The sequence below is a fragment of the Stenotrophomonas sp. 169 genome (assembly GCF_014621775.1).
Classification (GTDB): domain Bacteria; phylum Pseudomonadota; class Gammaproteobacteria; order Xanthomonadales; family Xanthomonadaceae; genus Stenotrophomonas.
In genome coordinates this window covers 3,200,579-3,222,493 of record NZ_CP061204.1, presented here as the reverse complement: position 1 = coordinate 3,222,493, position 21,915 = coordinate 3,200,579, and the positions used below count along the sequence as shown (strand labels likewise).

The window sequence follows — 21,915 nt, the reverse complement described above, 5'->3', positions numbered from 1 at the left end:
CGACATGGAGCCCCGCATGACCCCCGTTGCCCTGTATTCGCCCGATCCGGCGCGCGGCTGGCTGCCCTGGGCTTGGCTGACGCCGATTCTGATGATCCTGTTCAACGCGGTACCGGTGATCGCGCTGGACGGGTGGATGCAGGCGCAGCATTGGTCGACGCCGCGCGGCGATCCGATCGGCCTCGCTGGCTTGTATGCGCTGCTGTGGATCGGCTTCGCGCCGACGCTGGCGGCCGTGCTCGCCTGGGTATGCTTCGTCGAAGGGCGCTCGCTGGCGAGTATCGGGCTGACCGGTCCGGCGCCGCTGAAAACGTTCCTGCGCGGACTGGCCTTTGGAATCGGCACGATCGCGCTGGTCGTAGTCGCGATCTGGATGGCTGGCGGCATGCAGGCGGCGGGCTTGGGGCAGGCTTGGCGGTCGCCCGTCAGTCTGCTGCACATCGGTCTGCTCCTATTGAGTTTCATGTTCCAGGCGAGCGTGGAGGAAGTCATCTTCCGCGGCTGGATGCTGTCGGTGGTGGCGCGCAAGACCAATGTCGCGGTGGCAGTGCTGCTGGTGTCGCTCGTTTTCTGCTTCCTGCATTTCAGTCCGCACCAGCCGCCCCGGGTCATGCTCGGCACGTTCCTGTTCTCGCTGTTCGCCTGCGCCTGGGCGCTGCGGACCGGCAATATCTGGGGCGTGATGGGCTGGCACGCGGGGTGGAACTGGTTGCTCGCGACCGGCTTCGAACTGCCCGTCACCGGCATCGATGCGCACTTGCCGGCGCTGCTGGTGGCGCTGCGCCCGCAAGGCCTCGACACCCTGACCGGTGGCGCGCATGGGCCGGAAGGCAGTTACCTGTGCAGCGTCTTCTTCGTCGCCGCGATCGCGTGGATCCAGTGGCGAAAGACGCGCGGAGCTCAGAACTTCTCGCCGACCAGCAGGTAACGCCACTGCCCGGGCGGCATCGCCCCGTCCGGGCCCTCGCCGATCGGATGCTGGTTCGCGCCGTACCGGCGACAACCAAGCAATGGAGCGTCTGCTAGCGCTCGGTGGGCCGATCAACGCTCCGCTACGGGGTTTCTCGGTATCGACCGACCCGCGGCCGGGCCCTTGCTGATCGGGAAGGCCTTGCGTGCTCTGACGGCTGAGTTCGCGATCTATGCCTTCTCGCTCTTGGCGGAGAAAAGCGCTGTAGCCCAAGCGGTGAATGTTTGGACGATGGGCGATCCATAGCGGTGATGCGGATACAGGATCGAAACCGGCACCGACGGCGGACGCCACTGCTGCAGCACCTCGACTAAGCTGCCATCGCGCAACTGCTTCTCGACCAGTACGCGTTGCAACTGTGCCAAGCCGTATCCCTGCATGCACAGCTTGATGTAGAGCTCGGTCTCATTCACGGCAACCGAGCCGTCAATGGCTACCACCCGTCGCTTCCCATCGACAGAGAAGAGCAGGTTGCCGCCGCCCCTCGAACCAGGGGAGAAATGGTGGACCGCGCGGTGGCCGGCGAGGTCTTCAAGTGATTGCGGGACGCCATATCTCTCCAGATAGCTTGGCGCGACGCAGGTGATCCAACTGAAGTTTCCCAGCGGCCGGGCCACGAGGCTGGAGTCTTCCAGCGGCCCAGTCCGGATCACGCAGTCCACGCCTTCCTGGACGAGGTCCACCGGTCGGTCACCCACGCCGATCATCAGATAGATCTCGGGATACTGGCGGCGGAAACTTTCCAGATTCGGAAGGATCACCGAGTGCGCGATGCCGCCCGGCATGTCGATCCTCAACCGCCCCCGCAGGTCCTTTGGCGCGGGCTTCAGGCCGGTCTCCGCCTGTTCGATCAGGTTGAGGATCTCGCGGCACTGGGCGTAGTAGCGTTCGCCGTCCGAGGTGGGGCTGACGCTGCGCGTTGTCCGGTTGAGCAGGCGGACGCGCAGGTGCTTTTCCAGGCCCTTGATCAGACCGGTGACGGTGGAGGGAGGCAGGGAGAGGGCCTCGGCGGCACGCACGAAGCTCTTGGCTTCCACCACGCGCACGTAGACCTGCATTGCGAGGATTCGATCCATTTCGCTCACCCCCCTTGGGCTGACGGCACGTTCGATCCAGATTATGCCGATTTTACAAATAATAAAACCGGTAAAAGCGGCTTTTTCGCACGGAAGGACGGCAATAGAGTGCCTGCATTCCAGAAGCCGAGCCTTCCTCAATGAGCACCTACTCGCGAGACATCCTTCAGCATTCCGCATCTTCTGCCGAAAAGACGCTTATCCGAGGCGCAACCATCATCAGCATGGACCCGGACGTGGGCAACCTTGTGCGGGGGAACATCCTGGTCACGGGACGCACCATCACTGCCGTTGGGGAACACGTGAGCGCAGAGGACGCCGTTATCATCGACGCCAACGACATGATCGCCATTCCGGGCATGGTGGACTCCCACCGCCACGCCTGGGAGGGGCAGCTGCGACGGATCAACTCCAACGCCGAGACGCTGGAGCACTACTCCAACGCCACACATTTCTCGTTTGCCAAGCATTACCGGCCGCAGGACATGTATGTGGGCACCCTGCTGTCCGCGCTGGGAGCGATTGATGCGGGCATCACCACGGTGATCGACAATTCCCACAACAGCCGCACTGCCGCGCACTCCGACGCGGCAGTCGACGCGCTGCTCGATGCCGGTATCCGTGCGCTGCATGCATCAGGTGCGCCGGTTTCTGGCACCTGGGACCGCGCACACTGGCCGGGCAATCTTGAGCGCCTGCAGGAAAAGTACTTCAAGGACCCGGCCAACGAGTTGGTCACACTGGCCACCATGGCCAACATCGAGCCGGAGCTCTGGGCCGAGGCGCGCCGGCTGGGCATCCCGATCGTCACCGAGTTCTTCGGTGAACAGATGGGCGCCCAGCTCCCCGAGCTCCATGCCCAAGGCCTGCTTGGACCGGACAACATCTTCAACCACTGCACCTGTCTTAAGGATGAGGGCTGGGAAATTCTTCGCGATGCCGGTGTGCACATCAATGTCTGCCCGCGCTCGGACGCGCACTACGGCATCGAAGATGGCATGTTTGCCTGGGATGCGGCGGTCCGGCATGGGCTGCGCCCTGGTTTCAGCGTCGACAACGAGACGTCCTACAGCGGCGACATGTTCATGGAAATGCGCGTGGCCTATTACCTGGAGCGCGTGCTGCGTGTCAACGCACGCCCGCCACGTACTGCTGGCACAAAGCAGGACCCGCTGAATTCCCACCGCCTGCTCGAGGCCGCCACGCTCGATGGTGCGGCTTGCGCAGGGCTACAGGACAAGATCGGCAGCCTGAAGCCGGGCAAGCAGGCAGACATCGTGCTGTTCCGCACCGGCGACATCAATCTGTATCCGTCCAACAATGCGTTCGGAACGGTGGTGCACGCCGCTGAGCGCAGCAACATCGACACGGTGATGGTCGGTGGCCGCGTGCTGAAGCGGGGTGGCGAGATGTGCGGCCTGGATCTGACCAAGCTGCGCGCTGCGGTGGACGAATCCTGCGAGCACCTGTTCTCTGCAGCCGGCTATGAGCCGGACGTGTTCGGCACGTCCTTCCCCGCACTCGCCCCGAACTGAGGACCACCATGAACAGCTTCGGCGTTTGGGACTTTCCGTTGGCGATGGTTGCGGGAATGGCCGTCACATTGCAGACAACGCTCAATGGACAGTTGTCGAAAGGCCTGGGTGGCGACCCTGTCGCAGCCGCCATTTTCTCATTCATGGTGGGTCTGTTGTCGCTCACCATCATCGGCCTCGTGCGGGGTGATACGTTGAGCCTGCTCGCAGGCATCCCCGCGCAGCCGGCCTGGGTGCTGCTGGGAGGTGTGATGGGCGCATTCGCATTGCTCAGCAACGTAATCCTAGTACCCCGCATTGGCATGGCCGCGCTGGTGGGGCTGGTCATCGCTGGGCAGCTGCTGTCCTCACTCGCCATCGACCATTTTGCGTTACTGGGTTCTGCCCATCGCCCTGTTTCCATCATCAAGCTTGCAGGTGCGCTGATCATGATGATGGGGCTTGCCATCTCTCTGTTCGGAGAGCGTTGTCAAGATTGATTGCGTGACGGCGAGATGGCCGACGCAGGCATGCATCGAGGGGCAAGCATATAGTCCGCGCTTGCAGACCTTGCCTTGGCCGCCGGAGCGGACCCACCAATGTCAGCTATCTCCGTCGCCAAAGCGCCGCGTATTTCAGACGCTGGATAGCGTACAAGCTCTCTCCTGAGTCAACCCAGGGATATCAGCGAACGTCGCGGCACAGCGCCGCCATCCTGCCGGTGGACTCTACCCAGCCATCGTTGTCGAGCAGTCGCCGCAGCATCTCGGCACCTGCGTCCGCTCATCGTTGCAGCCATGCCAGGACACAACCTGACTCTACGCAACCTTCAACCCCCTCAACAACAGATCGAGCGCTGCCTTCGCCTGCACCAGGCGCACGTTTCCGTCATCGCCTTCCGCAATCCAGAACGCGGCCTCGGCGAGGCTGCCGTAGATCAGTGAGGCCAGCGCCAATGCATCCACCTTTGCAATCACGCCGCGCTCGATGAGCCCTTCGATGAGCCGTTGCATCGACGTCACGCAGTAGCGCTGCGAATCCGGTGAGGCACCGCCCAGCACGGCACGTGCATCGCGCAACACGATGCGCTGGATGTCCGGCTCCAGCGCCATGTCCAGGTAAGCGCCGCAGCGTTGACGGAAGCCTTCCCACGGGTCGTCCATCTGGTCGCTGATCGCCTGCAGACGTGCGTCGGTCTCTGCATCAATCTGGTCGACCACCGCTGCCAGCAGGCCGCGCTTGTCCCCGAAGTGGTGGTACAGCGCGCCACGCGTGAGCCCTGCCTGGGCCGTCAGGTCATCCATGGAGGTCGCGGCGTAGCCGTGTTCGCTGAACACCCGTCGAGCGGTAGAAATCAGGCTGGCACGGGTTTGTTCCATCTCTGCACGGGTACGGCGAACCATCGGAGCTCCTGGTGGTGGGCATGCATGATCGTTTACATACGTGGCGTATGAATGTAGCCTCTTATTCATACGCACTGTATGTATTGTCATGTCCAATCCTGCCTGAGGCAAGCGCGGACCCTTCTGGAGAACCCAATGGCAACGCCTTACCGCGAGCTCTTCGACACGCCCGGCACCCGCGCCCTCGCCTTGGCCGGGCTGATTGCACGCGTACCATTGCCGATGACCGGCATCGGCATCATCACCCTGCTGTCCGCCGTAAAAGGAAGCTATGCGCTTGCAGGCGCGGTGTCGGCGGTGTTCGTTTTCACCTACGCCGTTGTGTCACCGCAGGTTTCGCGGCTGGTCGACCGGCACGGACAGGGCAGGGTGCTTCCCCTTGCCACGGCCATCAGCATCGCCGGGCTGTTGCTCCTTGCCGTCAGCACCTTCGTGCAGGCGCCGGACTGGATGCTGTTTGCCGGCGCCCTGCTTGCGGGGTGCATGCCTAGCGTCTCGGCGATGATCCGCGCACGTTGGACCGCGCTGCACCGGGGGCGTCCGCAGTTGCAGACCGCGTTCGCCTTGGAAACGGTGTTCGATGAGCTCAGCTTCATTGCCGGCCCGCCCATCGCGGTTGCGCTGTCGATCGGGCTGCTGCCACAAGCGGGTGTGCTGGCGGCGGCTGTGCTGCTGGCTGTCGGAGTAGCCGCACTGGTGGTGCAGCGGGGCACCGAGCCTGCCGTGGAAACCAACGCCCTGGCACGGGGCAGACAGCGATCGATGATCACCTTGCCAGGTGTGCGCTGGTTGGTCCTGTTGATGCTGGCGATGGGCCTCATTGTCGGCACCATCGACATCACCAGTGTTGCCTTCACTGCATCCCTTGGCCAACCCGCCGCAGCCAGCCTCGTTCTTTCCGCATACGCCCTCGGTTCCTGCGCGGCAGGATTGCTGTTCGGCGCGCGGGTGTTCCCGTTTCCCCTGCATCGGCTGCTCTTGTGGGGCGGCGTCGCCACCGCGCTCACCACGCTCCCGTTGCTGTACGTCGCGGCTGTTGTTCCGCTGGCACTGGCGGTACTGGTGGCCGGTTTGTTCTTCGCGCCGACCATGATCGTCGCCATGTCGTTGGTTGAACGGCAGGTGCCCGCGCATCGCGTTACCGAGGGCATGACCTGGCTGTTGGCTGGCCTGAATGTCGGCGTGGCGGCAGGCGCTGCCTCCTCGGGTCAAGCGGTGGATCGCATGGGGCCGTCGGCTGGGTTCGTTGTTGCGCTCTGCGCGGGCGGCCTCGTCCTGATCAGCGCCCTGATGGCCAGCCTCGCAGTTGGGCGCTTGGATCGCGTTGAACCCATCGCGCGAACCGTCACCGACGCCGGTTGATATCGACTCCTGTCCCGTTAGAGGTCACTCCCATGCCCACCCCCTCGTCGGCGGCCGCCCAGCCGCTCGCGCGTCATCCCTGGCTGGCCGTTTCGGCCGTAGGCCTGTCCACGTTTTCCGTAGTCACCACCGAGATGTTGCCGGTGGGATTGCTGACTCCCATTGCCGACGCACTGGGCATCAGTGCCGGCGACGCTGGCTGGCTGATCTCGCTGCCCGCACTGCTGGCGGCAGTGTGTGCACCGTTGCTCGTCATCGCCGCCGGCACGCTTGACCGCCGACTGATCCTGCGCGCACTGCTGGCGTTGCTGGTGGTGGCCAACCTTGCATCGGCGCTGGCACCAGGCATCGGATCGATGCTCGCGGCGCGGGCGCTGGTGGGCCTGTGCATGGGCGGCGTGTGGGCCATCGCGGGCGGGCTGGCTGCACGTCTGGTGGCTGCACACCGTGTCGGCTTGGCGACCTCGATCATCTTTGGCGGCGTGGCGGCGGCCTCTGTGCTGGGTGTCCCGCTGGGCACGATGATCGGCGAGGCGCTCGGCTGGCGCGCCGTATTCTTCGCGATGTCGGCGTTCAGTGCATTGGTGTTGCTGCTGCATCTGGGCGTCATGCCCGCACTGCCCGTAGCGCTGGGTACGACTGCGCGGCTGTTTCTGCAGCAACTGGGCAACCGTGCCTTGCAGGTGGGGCTGCTGCTGACCTTGCTGCTGGTGTCCAGCCACTTTGTGGTGTTTACCTTCGTGCGTCCCTTGCTTGCGGCCTGGTCCGGCATCGATGCACGCTGGATGGGCGCGTTGTTGTTCGCCTACGGCGTCGCAGGGATTGCCGGTAACTTCGTCATGGGCCCACTCGCTGCGCGTCGTACGTGGCCGGCAGTTGTAGCGCTTTCGGTCGGGTTGCTGTTGACGCCGCTGCTGCTGTTGTCCGTTGGTACGTCCTTTGGGGGCGCTATCGTCGTGCTGGTGGTGTGGGGACTGACGTATGGAGGCGTGTCGGTGGGTCTGATGACCTGGATGATGAAAGCCGTCCCCCGGGCGATGGAGGTTGCCGGATCGTTGTATGTGGGCGTGTTCAACATCGGTATTGCGGCCGGAGCCTGGGCGGGAGGCTGGTGGCTGGATCGCGCTGGGATCCAAGGGAATCTGTGGATTGCGGCAGCGCTGTCACTGGCCGCACTGATCCTCTGCCTGATTGCGCGCTGCCTGCCGCGCGCGGTGCCGTGGGTGCGGGGGTAATCGTCTTGGGCGTGGGAGCGTCGTAAAGAATGGGGTCATCAAATCTGAGTTGGTTGAGCAGCCACGCCTACATCGGAAGAAGTTCCTGACTGTGCGTGCCTGGCGCCAGCGCGCTCAAGGAGTCGGCGGCATGCGCCGACTGCTTGAGGCACCTACGAGGGTATGGAGTTGCCGTGCGGACGCGCGGTCAAGGTGCCGCGTGGGTCTGAAACACTTTGCTGATGACCAGCCACTTGCCATCGATCTTCAGCAGGTGGAAGAAGTCAGTGAACGAGAGGCCCGACATCCCATTGGCATCAATGCGGGCGCTGGCCGCTGTGCCGACGATTTCGATTCGGGTGACTTCCGCCTCAGCGTCAGGAGAGGGGTGGAAGTGCGTGTCGATACCTTCAAACAGCACCGTGATGGCCCCACCCGACAGCTTGCCCTCGGGGTCGATGCTGTACATCGTTGCTTGCGGGGCGAATGCAGGCTTCATGATGCTGCTCTGGCCCTGCCTGCAGCCCGCGATGTACTGGTTCAGTACCTCCGCGATGGCGCGGTAATCCTGGACGTAGGTTGATTCGGTCATGACGGTTCCTTGATTGACGTGCGGGGTTGAGGCCGTTCGGTACGCTTTCGCGTCAGTTGGCGAGCGTCGGCCAGTCGGTGTAGCCCTTCTCACCATTTCCGTAGTACGTATCGCGCGGCGCGACGGCGAGCTCGGCACCTTCTTTCAATCGACGCACGAGATCCGGATTCGCGATGAACGGGCGGCCAAACGCTACGGCATCGATCTTGCCTTCTTCCCGACGCTTCACCGCCAACGCCAGGTCGTAGTTGTTGTTGCCGATATAGGGGCCGCTGAAGAGGGCGCGCAGTGCGTCCAGATCAACGTCTTCCGGCACCACGCGAGAGGTTGCCGTGGCGCCTTCCACAAAGTGCAGGTAGGCCAGTTGGAATCGGTTGAGCTGCTCGATCAGGTAGCCGTAGGTCTTCATCACCTGGCTGTCCAAGGGCGTGTTGCCTGCATCAGGCGTCACCGGCGAAATCCGGATGCCGACCCGGTCGTGACCCCAGACCTCAACCACTGCAGCCGTGACCTCCAGCGTCAGTCGGCTGCGATTCTCGATGGTGCCACCGTACGCGTCGTCACGTTGGTTGGTGGAGTCGCGCAGGAACTGGTCAAGCAGGTAGCTGTTGGCCGAATGCACTTCCACACCATCGAAGCCGGCGCGCTTTGCGCATTCGGCGGCATGCCGATACTGCTGGATGATGCCCGGAATCTCGGACGTCTCCAGCGCCCGGGGTGGCGAGACATCGAGCATTCCCTTCGCGGTAAACGTCTGCCCTTCTGCCCGGATCGCCGACGGTGCGACCGGCTGGGCTCCATCCGGCTGCAGGTCCACGTGGGAGAAACGCCCCACATGCCACAGTTGGCAGACGATCAGGCCACCGGCCGCGTGTACTGCGTCGGTTACTACTTTCCAGCCGGCCACCTGTTCTTCCGACCAGATACCGGGCGTCAGGTCGTAGCCCCGCCCCTGAGCGGAGATGTTGGTGGCTTCACTGATGAGCAAGCCGGCGCTGGCCCGCTGTGCGTAGTACCGCGCATGCATCTCGTTCGGCACACCATCCGTGCCCATGCGGCTTCGCGTCAGCGGCGCCATGACGATCCGGTTCGCCAGCTTCAGCGCGCCGAAGGCTACCGGAGAGAAGAGATCACTGGGAGAGGTGCTGGGCATCATCGCTGTTCCTTTCGGCAACCGGGTTGCCTGCTGAATTCATCTGATTTCAGGAGTATGCGAGCGTGCGATAATGACGTGAATAGACACAACGGGACATACGGTATGGACAATAAGTTCACAATCCGGTCTGTAGCGCAGGGTGACAGTGCGGCAAATGGTCACTCTGCTCCCCCGGTGTATCTGCAAGGACTCCTGACGTTCGAGTCAGTGGCCCGTCACCTGAACTTCTCCAAGGCTGCAGGCGAACTGGGCGTTACCCCGACCGCGGTGTCCCGCACCATCAAAGCCCTGGAGGCGCAGTTGAATGTCCGGCTCTTCAACCGGACCACGCGCAGCGTCAGCTTGACCGAAGCGGGGGCGTCACTCAGCTCCACGTTGTCACCCGCGCTTGCGCTGATCAGGAACTCCTTGTCAGAGACGCTGCAGGCGACCGACCAGCCCTCTGGCACCGTGCGGGTCAATTCTTCCTACGTGGCCTACCGGACATTGATCGAGCCGCATCTTCCTGAGTTCCTCGCCAGGTTTCCCTTGATCCATGTCGAGATATCACTGGACAACGTGCTTGGCGACATCGTCAGTAGTGGCTATGACATCGGCATCCGAATGGGAAAAAGAGTGCAGAACGATATGGTCGCCAAGCAGCTCGGGGCTGCGCAGAAACGGATCGTGGTGGCTGCGCCAAACTACTTTCAGGGGCGGACAGAGCCCAGGACGATTGACGATCTGCTGCAGCATGACTGCATACGACAGCGCTACTCCGGGGGAGGACGATGGTTCGACTGGAAGTTCGATGCTGATGGGCAGACCGTCCAGATCGAGGTTCATGGACGCCTCCTCTTCGATGAAATGAAGTCTGTCGTGGATGCCGCCGTCCAGGGCCAAGGTATCGGCTTCGTGTTTGAGGAGTTTGCGAAGCAGGAGTTGGAGGGCGGCCGATTGCAGCGAGTTCTGCAACAGCACAGTGGAATGGACGATGCATTCCATCTGTACTACCCACATCGAACGCATATGCCAGGCAAGCTTCGTGCATTCATCGACTTCATGACGGACAAGAATGCAGCGTAGCGAGCGTGGTCGAGCTGCTCAGGGGCGATAGCCGCAGCTCGCGGGCCACGACGGCTACATCGCCCTGATCAGGAAGGTAAAGTCGCCCGCATCGATGCCACTGTGCACTTCAGCTTTGTACGCAGCCTCAGGTGCCTGCAAGCGTGCGGGTGAAGAACGCCACCAGCTTGTCGAATGGAATCAGATCCACGCGATCGTAGAGATCCACGTGCCCTGCGCCGGGAACCAGGTAGAGCTCCTTCGGCTGTCCGGCGAGCGCGTAGGCCTGCTGGCTGAACTCCAGCGAATGCGCCTTGTCACCGGCGATGAACAACAGGGGGCGCGGCGAGATGGTCTCGATGTCAGTGAACGGATAGAAGTTCATGAAGCGCACCTCGCTGGTCAGCATGCGGTTCTGCGTGGTTTCCAGCGTACGGCCCTGCGGAATCGAGATGCCGCGCGGCGTGCGGTAGAACGCCCAGAACTCCCGCGTCACCGGATCGGCGTCGGCCGGCAGTTCCACGGGCAGATAGTCGAGGAATACGCCCTGGCCCGTGGTGAACTCCGCATAGCGCTGCTCCGCTGCTTTCGCCAACAGGTCCTTGCGCTGCTGCAGCGATACCGAACTCCCCAGGCCGTGGCGTGTCACCGCGCCCATGTCGTACATGCTCACCGTGGCAATGGCACGCAGGCGTGGATCCAGTTTCGCGGCGCTGATGGCAAAGCTGCCGCTGCCACAGATGCCGAGCACGCCGATCCGGCTGCGGTCGACGAAATCACGGGTCCCCAGATAGTCCACCGCCGCGCTGAACGCTTCGCTGTACATCTCCGGCGCCACCAGATTACGCGGCTCGCCGGCACTCTCGCCCCAGAAAGGCAGGTCGATGGCCAGGGTCACGAACCCGTGTTCTGCCAGCTTCTGCGCGTACAGCAGGGAGCTCTGTTCTTTGACCGCTCCCATCGGGTGGCCCACGATCACCGCGGGCAAGTTGGCGGTGCTGGCAGGTGGATGCGTGGGGCGCACGAGGCTGCCCACGACCTCCATGTGGTACTGGTTCTTGAAGCTCACTTTCTCGATGGTGACGTCGTCGCTTCGGTAGAAATTGTCTGCGCCGTTCGGCATGGTGGCTCCCATCGCGGTGAATGTGCTGGCGGTGAGCGCCAGCAACAGGGCAAGGTGTTTCATCGGGTCTACTCGGTAAGAGGGCAGGGCGGCGTCGCACAGGAATGGCGCAGTCCACGGTAGCCGCCCGCAATGCCCCTGATTAGCCGGTGCATTGTTGAAGGGTTACTGAGCCCTGCTCACCAATCGCGGTGATACTGTCGGTCACCACGTAGGCGCCTGGGCGGAATCAGCAATGGCAGGGTTCAAGACCAATGATCTGCAAGCCTTCCTCGCTGTCGCGCAGGAGCAGAGCTTCACCAAGGCGGCCGCCAGGCTGGGCGTGTCGGCGTCGGCGCTGAGCCACACCATGCGGCAGCTGGAAGAACGGCTGGGTGTGCGGCTGCTGGCGCGGACAACGCGCAACGTGGCGCCCACCGAGGCGGGCGAACGCCTGATGCGCTCCATCGGCCCGCATTTCGATGCCATCAGTGCGAGCGTGGAGGCGCTTGGTGACCTGCGCGACCGACCGGCGGGAACCCTTCGCATCACCTGCAGCGACGATGCCATCGAGATGGTGATACGTCCGCGGCTGGCCGCCTTCCTTGCGGCCTATCCGGACATTACGCTGGAGTTCCATGTCGACTATGGCTTTTCCAATGTCGTGCTGGAGCGTTTCGACGCGGGGATCCGCTTGGGTGAGGCGTTGAGCAACGACATGATCGCGGTACGCATCGGTCCGGATTGGCGACTGGTGGTGGTGGGTTCGCCGGCGTACTTCCAGCGTCACGCCACGCCCACCACGCCGTATGACATCACCGGGCTGCCCTGCGTCAACATCCGCCACCGCCCGACGGGGAGCATCTACGCCTGGGAGTTCGAGAAGGACGGGAAAGAGTTCACGGTGAAGGGTGAGGGGCAGCTCGTTTTCAACAGCATGTACCACGTCATCAACGCGGCCGTTGATGGTATCGGCCTGGCCTACGTCACCGAGGATCTTGTCGCTTCGCACATCGCCCGCGGTGAACTGGTGCAGGTGTTGGATGCATGGTGCCCGACGTTCGCCGGTTACCACCTCTACTATCCCAACCGCCGCCAGCCATCGCCTGCGTTTTCTGCGCTCGTCAACGCGCTGCGATACCCGACGTGATCGTCGTACGTGCGGTCAGCGCGGCCAGCAGCGCACCGACCACCAGCACGACGGCGCTGGCGGTGAAGGTCGCGCGGTAACCGCTGCCGTCGAACAGCAGCCCGCCTACCGTGGACCCCAGCGCGATCGCCAACTGCACGATCGCCACCATCAGTCCACCGCCGGCCTCGGCATCATCGGGCAGCGATTTGGCCAGCCAGGCCCACCAGGCCACCGGCGCGGCCGTAGCCACCAGTCCCCACACTGCAAGCAGGACGAAAACCGCGCTGCCGGACTGTCCGACCACCGTAAGGGTGAGGGCGATGGCGGCCATCAGCAGCGGAATGATCATCAGGGGGCGGTACACACTGGTCTTGATGAAGCTGCCGATCAGCACGGTGCCGATGAAGCCCGCCACGCCCAGCGCCAGCAGCATCAGGGACAGCGTGGCCACATCCACCCGTGTCACGGTCTCCAGGAATGGACGCAGATAGGTGAACAGCATGAACTGTCCACAGAAGAACATGCCCGCAGCTGCCATGCCACGCAGCACGAGTGGCCGCCTCAGTACGGCGAAGACGCTGGGCGTCACGCCGGAGCGCGTTGCTACCTTCAACGAAGGAAGGCTGATCCACTGCCAGACCAGTGCGACCAGCGCGACTGGTACCAGGCACATGAAGGCACCGCGCCAGCCGATGATGCCGCCCAGGTAACTGCCCAACGGTGCGGCAACGACGGTGGCCAGCGCGTTGCCGCCGTTGAACACCGCCAGCGCCTTGGGCACGCTTTGCGGTGGCACCAGCCGCATCGCGATGGCGGCGGACATGGACCAGAAGCCACCGATGACGACGCCGATCAGTGCCCGTCCGACCATGTAGACCGGGTAATTCGGGGCAAGGCTGACGATGACTCCGGAAACGCCCATCAGCGCCGTCAGCAGCAGGAGCAGGGTCTTGCGGTCCAGGTCACCCGCGATGCGACGGATGGACAGGCTGGTGATGACGGCGAACGCGCCCGAAATGGCGATGCCGTAGCCCGCCCACCCCTCGCTGACGCCGAGCGACGTCGCGATGGGGGTCAGCAGGCTCACCGGCATGAACTCCGATGCGATCAGCCCGAACACGGACAGGGTCATGGCAAAGACGCCGGCCCAGTGCGCGGGGGCGTCGGCAACGGGCGCGGGTACACGCTCCGCAGCGGCGGATGTGGTGACAGGATTCATGGGAAACAGCCTTAGGGGGAGTCAGGGTGCTGCCGCAACATGGGATGCGACAGCATCCGGCGCGCTGCACCGGAGACCATGATCTCCTGCTCCACCGCCTCCGATAAGGGGGGCTGATCTGGATGAACTGTTGAGTGATACTCAGGAGTCAGCGCGCTGGCGATGGACGGGCCATCGCGCGGGCTCAGCGCAGCACGTTCTCGGCATCCACCAGCTGCACATCGTGCATCAGGTTGAGGTACGCCTCGTAGTACGGCTTGTGCGATGCGCCGACGATGGCCAGCAGGCGCGTGCCGGGCGCGTGCCCCAGCACATCACGGATGTTGGCCACCATGCGCAGGTTGCGGGTTTCCCAGTAGCCAACGTAGTTGCGCCCGAAACCCTGCGATGACGGCTCGATCAGCGCGGCGCCGAAGTCACTGCGATAAGTCTGCAGGGCCGCTTCCGGCGCGTTGTACGCGCGATAGATCGCCAGCAGGCCGCCGGGCTTGCCGAGGTTGGCATGCAGCGCATCGTCGGCGTCAGAGCGCGCCTTGGTATACGGGTTGTCCCATGCCTTCATGATGGCTTCGCCGGAGGCCTTCTCCAACGCCTTCGGTGTGGCCGAATCGGCGGTGTGGTCGTCAACGGCCCACACGCGCTCCAGGCCAAGCTTGGCAGCCAGCGTAGCGGCGATAAGAATCGACTCGTCGCGCCGTTGCAGGCGTTTGTCCAGGTAGGCGACCAGATCACCGGTCAGGCCGTCGGCCGTGATGCGCTGCGGCGGGGGAAGACGCAGCCATTGCACGATGGCGGAATTGCGTTCGCCGGCCGCCAGCAGCACCAGGGCCAGTCGGCGTCGCTGTGCGGAGGTGGGCGCGGCGGGCAGGCTGGCCAACAGCCGCTCGGCTTCGGCGTTCGCCGCAGGCACGTCCAGGCCGGCAGCGATCTGCGCAGGGCCGGTATCCGGGCAGTAACTGTCGATGCTGTCGACGTAGCGGGACGGGAAGCGCCGCATGTAATCGCACTGCAGGCCGGATACCGCCTCCACTGCGATGGCGTCCGGCTTCCACGCCGTCAGCCGCTCCATCAGGGGCTCCAGCTGGGCAGAGGTGAAGGTGTCCGGCAGCCCGGACAAGTGGGGCGAGCCGAGCACCAGCACCTCATTGGCGCGGCCCGCTGGCGGACCCTTCAAGGTCTCTGGGTGGAAGTCGGGCTGATAGCCGGGGCTGGCCGCCAGTGCGGTGGCGCTGCACAGTCCAAGGATGAAAATACCGCCGATGCGCCTGATCATGCTGCTTCCTCTGCAAAGGCTGATGCCTTGCCTGTGGCCGATGCTGGGCGACACGGAGCGTGGACGAAAGCCCCTTTGGTCATTGCAACCATCCCGCTGTTTGCCGCATCGCCGGCATGCCGTCAGGACAGGTCGTGTAGATCTTTTCCTGAAGCAGGTCCCAGCGTCCAGTCCGAGAACGTGACACGCAGGCCCCCGCGTTTCGGGCTGCACGCCATCGGACCCACCTGGTAATGCGCGGCAATGGGCATCGGGCAGAGTCGAACCAGGGGCCAGTGTGTGCCGTCCGCAGAAACCTGCAGCCGCAGCACGCCGGCGTCTACGGTGGCGCGCATCCAGAAGTCCGTGGGGTCGCCCGGGTAGGGCGCCGTTGCCCAGTCGGATACACCATCGGTGCGGACGCTGCTGAGCATGGCCCGTCCGTCGCTGAGTTCGACGCCGGCTTTGATCCAATGCTGCTCGTCCACGCGCACCATGATGCCGGCCTGATCGTAGAGTTCCTGGTAGTCACCGCGTACACGCAGCTGGCAGGTGAAGCGAGCCGGGGCCTTCACCGCAAGGAAGTGACCGTTGTCATGGGTGAATCCGTAGTGGGTTTCGCGCCAGAAATCGGTGCCCGGTGCGGTGACGACCTGAAGCTGGCCGTCCGCATCAAGCGGGTGTTCTGCCGGCGCGTTGTGCCAGATGCCGTGCTGCAGTGTTGGGTAATGCATGTGGGTGCTCGTCGTCTCTCGTTAAGCGGTCGGTTTATGCGGTCATCTGTGCAGCGGGGTGAGGGGGCGACTCACACGCCGCCAGCGCGCGGCGTCAGCCGCAGCAGCTTTCCCTCGACCCCATCGGTGAGCACATGGATCGACCCATCAGGAGCGACCTTGACATCGCGTATGCGCTCATCGAGGTCAGCCAGCAGCAGCTCCTGTCCCACGATGCGACGGCCATCGCGCAGCACACGCCGCACCGCGCGTTCCTTCAGTGCAGGCACGAGCAGATTGCCGCGCCACGCCGGAAACAGGTCTCCGTCGTAGACCGCAAGGCCCGCTGGCGCAATCGACGGTGTCCATTCGAGCATCGGATCCTGGTAACCCTGCAGGCGGCGGAAGGGCGTCACGCGGGCGAAGGGATAGTCGATGCCACCCGTGACGAGCGGCCAGCCGTAGTTGCCGCCCGCCACGATGCAGTTGATCTCATCGCCGCCGCGGGGACCGTGCTCTGAAAGCAGTAGATCGCCGGTGGTGGGGTCGACGGCGATCCCCTGCGCATTGCGATGGCCGAGGCTGTAGAGTTCCGGCGCGGTACCGGGCTGGCCGATGAAGGGATTATCGGCGGGCGGGCGGCCTTCGCGGTCGATCCGGATCACGGCGCCCAGGTGGTTGGCGGGATTCTGTGCTTCCTCACGCCGCGCGCTGCCGTCACCGACCGTCAGCACCAGCGTGCCATCGGCAAGAAACGCGATGCGGCCGCCGTTGTTGCCGGCACTCGCTTTTGGCGTTGTATCGAACAGGACGCGGACCTCCTCGATCCTGTCGTCGGCAAGGCGTGCACGTACCACGCGTGTGCCATTGGCCGACGCCACGCCGTAGCCCATCGTCAGGTACAGCCAGCCGTTCTGGTCGAACTGCGGGTCCAACGCGATGTCCATCAGGCCGGCGGTGCCGCCCTGCCGGAAGATCGGGGCCAATCCGTCCAACGCAATCTCCGAACGGGTGCCATCGGCGGCGATGGCCAGCAGCCGTCCGCCCATCTCCGTCACCAGCACGCGGCCATCGGGCAGGAACGCGAGAGACCAGGGGCGGTTCAAGCCGCTGGTGACCGTCTGCACCTGGTAGCTCGCAGCAGGCGTGTCGACCGGCCTGTCGCCGGCAAGCCGCACGGTGGTGAAGAACAGCAGGGCAGGTACCAACAGCAGCACGGCGGCCAGCACACCATGGCGCCACGGCCACCCCGGTGCGGTCGCCTGCGCTGTGGCACGCCCCGGCGCGCTCATCGTGGCGTACAACACACCGCCGACCCCGCCTGCCAGTGACATCAGGATATGGCCGAGTGGACCACGCGTTCCGGGCAGGGCCGGCATGGGAATCACCGAACGCATCATCCAGAACGCCACCCACACACCGGCCAGAGAGGCGGCAGCGAACACGCCGTTCCGCCATGCAGCGGGGGTGATGCGCATGATCCGCTGCGCCACCACGATGGCAGGCAGCAGGGCAGCGAACGCAATGCCGGTCATGACCGGGCCGAACATCGCCAGGTCTTCCAGCGTGGTCCACGCCCGCAGAGCCGCAGGCAGGGGAATGCCGAAGCCCGACAACTCATTGAAGACGAGCTGCGTCTGCACGATGCTGGCCACAACACCGGTCGCGATGGCGGCAGCCAGCAATGCGGCGATGTGGGGGAGGTAGTGCTTCATCTTCAACCTGTCGTTCCTCTTTCAGGATCGGCATTGCCGTCTGCCCCCATTCTAGGGGGCGAGGGGCGTCTGCACGGCTGACGGACGCCGCAGGCAGGGTCTTGTAAGTTCCAGGCGACCGGTAGCGCCGAGCCATGCTCGGCGGCGTGCTAATCGCCAGGCACGTCGTACATCAAGCCGCCGCGGTTCTTCAGTGCGATGGCGCTGACGTCCTTGTGTCCCTTCTCTACCAGCATCGCGCCGGTCTGCTGCAGATACGCGCTGAAGTGCGGCGTCTTCCTGTGTGCAGCGTAGGCGTCAGCATCGGCGTAGATTTCGAAGAAAATCCACTTCTCCGGATGATCCGTGCGGGTGACCGCATACATCGCAAGCACGCCGGCCTCGACAGCCATGGATTCGCGCATCTCTGCGGTGACGATCTGGCGGAATGCTGCCAGATCGGATCGCTTGACGGTGACCTCTACGATCCGGACCTCGGGTGTTTTGCCGCGCGTCATGACGGAGAGCGGTTCCGGCTTCTCCGCCAGGAAAACCGGTGTGGTGTCGACGACCGTTGTCTTTGAGATCAGTCGCTGCGTCTGACCGAGGAAATCCGCGTAATGGGACGTCGCCAGGTGAGCTTGATAGGCCTGCGTGTCCGCATAAATCTCAAACACGTAGACCATCCCCGGCTGACGACTGTCGGCTGCCGTGTGGATCGCCAGTACGCCCGGCTCCGAGGCGAGCGATGCGGCCATGTTCTGCCTGCCCGCGGCGTCGAAGGCGTCCTGCTGCAGCGGATCGGTCTGCAGCTCGAACAACCGCACCACAGGCTGGGCAGCAGCGTCGCCGGCAGCAAAAGCCAGTGACGCGAGCATCAGCGCATTCCATCCCATCATGACGATATTCCGTTTATTGGAGGGCAAGACATCTAGTCGGCCAGGCTCTGCCGGCGTGCGCTGTCGGCACGCGCTGCAGCATCGGTACCGACCTCTTCGCGGAGTGCATCAACTACACCCTGCAACTGCACTTCGCTGAGTCCCACGTTGCGGCTTATGCGCATGTGCGACTGCACCTGTGATTCCGCGCCCGCGAGGGCGGACAGTGCCGCAACGGTGGCAAGCTCCCGGTCGCGCCAAGGGAGATTGTCGCGGGCGAAGACCGCGCCGAACAGGTGTTCCTTGAGGTACCGGTCAATCTGCGGCGAGAACGCGAACAGCGGACCGGTGACCGGTTGGCTCGACAGCGTGGTCTGGTTCGCAGTGCCCACCTCCAGCATGCGCTCAGGGGCCGGCAGGGGGCCGGGTGCATCTCCCTCCACGTCGGTGATGCCCTGTGCCTTGCGCTCATCGACCACCTTCATGAAGGTGCCGAGCGCATTCAAGGCGCGCGGGAAGCCTGCATAGGTATACAGCTGGCCAAGGATCTCTTTGATCTCATTGATGGTCAGTCCTGCCTCCAGGCCGGTTCGAAGTGCATCGTCCAGCCGTTGCAGATCACCGGCCATGGTGAACGCGGCGATGGGCAGGATGGCCTTTTGGCGGGGGGAAAGTACATGCTGGGTGCTCATGGTGTCATCCGTGGAAGGGGGCGGGGTCGGTCTTCTGGCGGCTGCCTTCGCCCTGGTAGAGCCGACTTCAGTCGGCTGCAGCTCCGCCGGTAGGGCCGACTTCAGTCGGCTGCCTTCGCCAATGCGGCCGACTGAAGTCGGCTCCACCAGTGCATTCCGTGCATTCAGCGCATTCCCTGCAGATCACCGCAGGCCTAGGGTGCCCCGCTTCTTTATCTGGATAAACCGGCTGGCGACGAATAGAGTCATAAACACAGCTTATCAATGGGGCGATCATGCGGCGCGAGCACTACAACGACCTACGGGCGCTGATGGTGGTGGCCCAAGAGCGCAGCTTTACCCGTGCGGCAGCCCAGCTGGGTGTTTCGCAGGCGGCGTTGAGCTACACGGTGCGCATGCTTGAGCAGCGGTTGGGCATCCGCCTGCTGACCCGCACCACCCGCAGCGTCACCCCGACCGAGGCAGGCGTGCGACTGCTGGCGCAGGTGGGACCGCATTTCGCGAGCATAGACACGGCGATCCACGATCTGGGTGAGCTGCGTGACAGACCCAGTGGCCGACTGCGGATCAACAGCAGCGACCCTGCCAGCGAGCTCGTGTTGTGGCCCAAAGTGGCGGCCCTGATGGACGCGTACCCCGACATCGAGGTGGAGATCGCAGACCAGTCCGGCCTGACCGACATCGTGGCCGAGGGCTTTGATGCCGGCGTGCGGCTGGGCGAGCAGGTGGCCAAGGACATGATTGCGGTGCCCATCACACCGCCGCTGCGCATGGCGGTGGTGGGCACGCCGGGGTACTTCAGGCGGCACGGCGTGCCACGCGCCCCACAGGATCTCACCGCGCACGATTGCATCAACATGCGGCTGCTGACGCAGGGCGGGCTGTATGCGTGGGAGTTCGAGAGAGCGGGCCGCAGCGTGAACGTGCAGGTAGCGGGTCGGTTGACCCTGAGCAGCGTCCGCCTGATCGTGCAGGCCGCGTTGCAGGGCCGCGGTCTGGCCTGCGTGCCCGACCTGATCGTGGCGGAGGCGCTTGAGACCAAGCGACTGGTGCGTGCAATGGGTGACTGGTGTCCGCCGTTTCCCGGATTCCACCTCTACTTCCCGAGCCGTCGCCAGAACTCGTTGGCATTCACGCTGCTGGTTGATGCGCTCCGGTGGAATGCAGAGTCGCTTGGCGCTTGAGGTGAAGATTCCGCTACGCTCGCCGAGCAACGCTCGACGCTACCAATCATTGGTTAAAGCCAGATGAGGCGAAACATGATCAACCTTCAGGCACGTGACGTGCGCACCTTCCTTCCTGCACAGGATTTCGCGATATCGCAGGCGTTCTACACCGCGTTGGGGTGCGTGTTGGAGTGGTCCAGTGCGGACCTGGTGCTGTTCAGGCTAGGCGAATCGCGTTTCTACGTGCAGGGACACTACGCCAAGGAATGGGCCGAGAACACCATGCTCCACGTGTCGGTCGAGGACGCTTCGGCTTGTTTCACTGCGGTGCGGGATGTCTTGGCTACCGGCGCGTTTCCCAAGGCAAGGGTCGCGCCGCCGAGGGCTGAGCCTTACGGGGCGGTGGTGACCTACGTGTGGGACCCGGCGGGCGTGCTGCTGCATCTCGCGCAATGGGACGACGCGGTAACAGGGGGATAACGCCGCGCACTGCACGCTCTGGGGTGGGCGTACTGTACGTGCCGGCCAGGCGAATCCCGTCGTTTCTGCTCAGTCCAGCGGGCAGTCGCCCTCTCGTCTGGTCCCACATCTCCGGAGATCCCCATGCGTTTCAGAGCGCTGCTTGCCAGCCAACACAACGACACCATCAACACTGAAATCGTCGATCTACAGGACCACGACCTGATGCCCGGTGACGTCACCGTTGCCGTGGAGTATTCGACGGTCAATTACAAAGATGCGCTGGCCCTGAGTGGACGGTCCCCGGTGATCCGTAAGTTCCCGTTGATTCCCGGCATCGACCTGGCGGGCATCGTGGAGAGCTCCGGCCATGCCGGTTTCTCGGCGGGTGACCGCGTACTGGTCAACGGCTGGGGATTGAGCCAGACCCACCATGGCGGTTTTTCACAGAAAGCGCGCGTACCCGGGGAATGGTTGGTCAAGGTCCCCGAGGCATTTTCCACGCAGGATGCGATGGCGATCGGAACGGCCGGCTATACGGCGATGCTGTCCGTGCTGGCGCTGGAACACGGTGGATTGACGCCCGACCACGGCGACGTGCTGGTGACGGGGGCGAATGGCGGGGCCGGGTCCATCGCGATCGCGCTGTTGTCCCGGCTCGGTTATCGCGTCGTGGCGTCGACAGGGCGCCTGCAGGAAGCGGAGTATCTGAAGGAACTCGGTGCCGCTGAGATCATCGACCGCGCCACGCTGTCGGCGCCGGGAGCGCCCATCGCGAAGGAGCGCTGGGCCGGCGCCATTGATGCCGTTGGCAGCCATACGCTTGCCAATGTGCTGGCCCAGATCCGCTATCGCGGCGTCGTGGCGGCGTTCGGGCTGGCGCAGGGGGCGGATCTACCAGGTTCGGTGTTGCCCTTCATCCTGCGCAATGTGACCTTGGCTGGCATCGACTCGGTCAATGCGCCGTACGCCGCGCGCGAGCAGGCCTGGGCGCGACTGGCCACGGATCTGGACCTGCACAAGCTTGCCCGCACCACCCGGATGATCGGCCTGGCGGACGTTCCCGGACTGGCGGCGGACGTGTTGCAAGGGCGCGTGCAGGGCCGCACGGTGGTCGACGTCAACGCGTAAGGGGCGGAACAGGGCATGCAGTGAGAAACTGATTTCTCGGATATCTCGATAATCGTGACCGGGGTCTCAAAGTTAATCCTCAAGGTAATCTGCGAACTGCCGTTACAAACTTCGCAGCATTCTGCTCTCCCTGCTGCGGCCTTCGT

At 64.0% G+C, this 21,915-nt stretch carries 21 protein-coding genes; 10 read left to right on the top strand and 11 right to left on the bottom strand.

Features of this window, described 5'->3' with window-relative positions; translation table 11 throughout:
• Positions 1–16: 16 nt before the first annotated feature.
• A complete protein-coding gene (locus tag ICJ04_RS13965; RefSeq protein WP_188324818.1) occupies positions 17–928 on the top strand; it encodes a type II CAAX endopeptidase family protein in 912 nt (303 codons plus the stop codon).
• A gap of 212 nt (positions 929–1,140) precedes the next feature.
• Here ICJ04_RS13965 and ICJ04_RS13960 read toward each other — a convergent pair whose 3' ends face one another.
• Positions 1,141–2,046, bottom strand: a complete 906-nt coding sequence (locus tag ICJ04_RS13960; RefSeq protein ID WP_188324817.1) for a LysR family transcriptional regulator — start codon at positions 2,044–2,046, stop codon at positions 1,141–1,143.
• A gap of 140 nt (positions 2,047–2,186) precedes the next feature.
• Here ICJ04_RS13960 and ICJ04_RS13955 point away from each other — a divergent pair, with 140 nt between their 5' ends.
• Positions 2,187–3,581 carry an amidohydrolase family protein gene (locus ICJ04_RS13955; RefSeq protein ID WP_188324816.1) on the top strand — a complete coding sequence of 465 codons (1,395 nt, stop codon included), beginning with the start codon at positions 2,187–2,189 and terminating at the stop codon, positions 3,579–3,581.
• An 8-nt stretch (positions 3,582–3,589) separates the two neighbouring features.
• A complete protein-coding gene (locus ICJ04_RS13950; RefSeq protein WP_188324815.1) occupies positions 3,590–4,060 on the top strand; it encodes a DMT family transporter in 471 nt (156 codons plus the stop codon).
• A 318-nt stretch (positions 4,061–4,378) separates the two neighbouring features.
• Here the strand turns inward: ICJ04_RS13950 and ICJ04_RS13945 are convergent, their stop codons facing one another.
• Positions 4,379–4,963, bottom strand: a complete 585-nt coding sequence (locus tag ICJ04_RS13945; RefSeq protein WP_188324814.1) for a TetR/AcrR family transcriptional regulator — start codon at positions 4,961–4,963, stop codon at positions 4,379–4,381.
• Positions 4,964–5,098: 135 nt separating this feature from the next.
• Here ICJ04_RS13945 and ICJ04_RS13940 point away from each other — a divergent pair, with 135 nt between their 5' ends.
• Positions 5,099–6,325 (top strand): MFS transporter, encoded by a 1,227-nt coding sequence (locus ICJ04_RS13940; protein ID WP_188324813.1) that lies wholly within the window; start codon positions 5,099–5,101, stop codon positions 6,323–6,325.
• 32 nt (positions 6,326–6,357) lie between these two features.
• Positions 6,358–7,560 carry an MFS transporter gene (locus ICJ04_RS13935; RefSeq protein ID WP_188324812.1) on the top strand — a complete coding sequence of 401 codons (1,203 nt, stop codon included), beginning with the start codon at positions 6,358–6,360 and terminating at the stop codon, positions 7,558–7,560.
• Between the two features lie 187 nt (positions 7,561–7,747).
• Here the strand turns inward: ICJ04_RS13935 and ICJ04_RS13930 are convergent, their stop codons facing one another.
• Positions 7,748–8,131: a nuclear transport factor 2 family protein gene (locus tag ICJ04_RS13930; RefSeq protein ID WP_188324811.1), complete on the bottom strand. Its 384-nt coding sequence runs from the start codon at positions 8,129–8,131 to the stop codon at positions 7,748–7,750.
• A 52-nt stretch (positions 8,132–8,183) separates the two neighbouring features.
• Positions 8,184–9,287, bottom strand: coding sequence for an alkene reductase (locus ICJ04_RS13925; protein WP_188324810.1), 1,104 nt, complete (start codon positions 9,285–9,287; stop codon positions 8,184–8,186).
• Positions 9,288–9,389: 102 nt separating this feature from the next.
• Between ICJ04_RS13925 and ICJ04_RS13920 the strand changes: the two genes are divergently transcribed.
• Complete coding sequence (locus ICJ04_RS13920) at positions 9,390–10,352, top strand: LysR family transcriptional regulator (protein ID WP_188324809.1); 963 nt, start codon at positions 9,390–9,392, stop codon at positions 10,350–10,352.
• A 127-nt stretch (positions 10,353–10,479) separates the two neighbouring features.
• Here the strand turns inward: ICJ04_RS13920 and ICJ04_RS13915 are convergent, their stop codons facing one another.
• Positions 10,480–11,517 (bottom strand): alpha/beta hydrolase, encoded by a 1,038-nt coding sequence (locus ICJ04_RS13915; protein WP_188324808.1) that lies wholly within the window; start codon positions 11,515–11,517, stop codon positions 10,480–10,482.
• A gap of 172 nt (positions 11,518–11,689) precedes the next feature.
• Between ICJ04_RS13915 and ICJ04_RS13910 the strand changes: the two genes are divergently transcribed.
• Positions 11,690–12,583 (top strand): LysR family transcriptional regulator, encoded by an 894-nt coding sequence (locus ICJ04_RS13910; RefSeq protein WP_188324807.1) that lies wholly within the window; start codon positions 11,690–11,692, stop codon positions 12,581–12,583.
• Here ICJ04_RS13910 and ICJ04_RS13905 read toward each other — a convergent pair.
• From ICJ04_RS13905 to ICJ04_RS13880, 6 genes are all read right to left on the bottom strand, one after another.
• Positions 12,558–13,784: an MFS transporter gene (locus ICJ04_RS13905; RefSeq protein WP_223202898.1), complete on the bottom strand. Its 1,227-nt coding sequence runs from the start codon at positions 13,782–13,784 to the stop codon at positions 12,558–12,560. The genes ICJ04_RS13910 and ICJ04_RS13905 overlap by 26 nt on opposite strands.
• 184 nt (positions 13,785–13,968) lie before the next feature.
• Positions 13,969–15,057, bottom strand: a complete 1,089-nt coding sequence (locus tag ICJ04_RS13900; protein ID WP_188324806.1) for a DUF5694 domain-containing protein — start codon at positions 15,055–15,057, stop codon at positions 13,969–13,971.
• Between the two features lie 122 nt (positions 15,058–15,179).
• Positions 15,180–15,770, bottom strand: coding sequence for a DUF1349 domain-containing protein (locus ICJ04_RS13895; RefSeq protein ID WP_188324805.1), 591 nt, complete (start codon positions 15,768–15,770; stop codon positions 15,180–15,182).
• Between the two features lie 71 nt (positions 15,771–15,841).
• Entirely contained in the window at positions 15,842–17,464 is a 1,623-nt protein-coding gene (locus ICJ04_RS13890) for a PQQ-dependent sugar dehydrogenase (protein ID WP_188324804.1), read from the bottom strand.
• A 149-nt stretch (positions 17,465–17,613) separates the two neighbouring features.
• Complete coding sequence (locus ICJ04_RS13885; protein ID WP_188324803.1) at positions 17,614–18,342, bottom strand: antibiotic biosynthesis monooxygenase; 729 nt, start codon at positions 18,340–18,342, stop codon at positions 17,614–17,616.
• Positions 18,343–18,374: 32 nt separating this feature from the next.
• Entirely contained in the window at positions 18,375–19,013 is a 639-nt protein-coding gene (locus ICJ04_RS13880) for a carboxymuconolactone decarboxylase family protein (protein WP_188324802.1), read from the bottom strand.
• Positions 19,014–19,288: 275 nt separating this feature from the next.
• Between ICJ04_RS13880 and ICJ04_RS13875 the strand changes: the two genes are divergently transcribed.
• The 3 genes from ICJ04_RS13875 to ICJ04_RS13865 all read left to right on the top strand — a co-directional run bounded on the left by ICJ04_RS13875 (position 19,289) and on the right by ICJ04_RS13865 (position 21,769).
• Entirely contained in the window at positions 19,289–20,197 is a 909-nt protein-coding gene (locus ICJ04_RS13875) for a LysR family transcriptional regulator (protein ID WP_188324801.1), read from the top strand.
• A 75-nt stretch (positions 20,198–20,272) separates the two neighbouring features.
• Positions 20,273–20,659 carry a hypothetical protein gene (locus ICJ04_RS13870; protein ID WP_188324800.1) on the top strand — a complete coding sequence of 129 codons (387 nt, stop codon included), beginning with the start codon at positions 20,273–20,275 and terminating at the stop codon, positions 20,657–20,659.
• 123 nt (positions 20,660–20,782) lie between these two features.
• Positions 20,783–21,769 carry an MDR family oxidoreductase gene (locus ICJ04_RS13865; protein ID WP_188324799.1) on the top strand — a complete coding sequence of 329 codons (987 nt, stop codon included), beginning with the start codon at positions 20,783–20,785 and terminating at the stop codon, positions 21,767–21,769.
• The last annotated feature ends 146 nt before the right edge of the window (positions 21,770–21,915 follow it).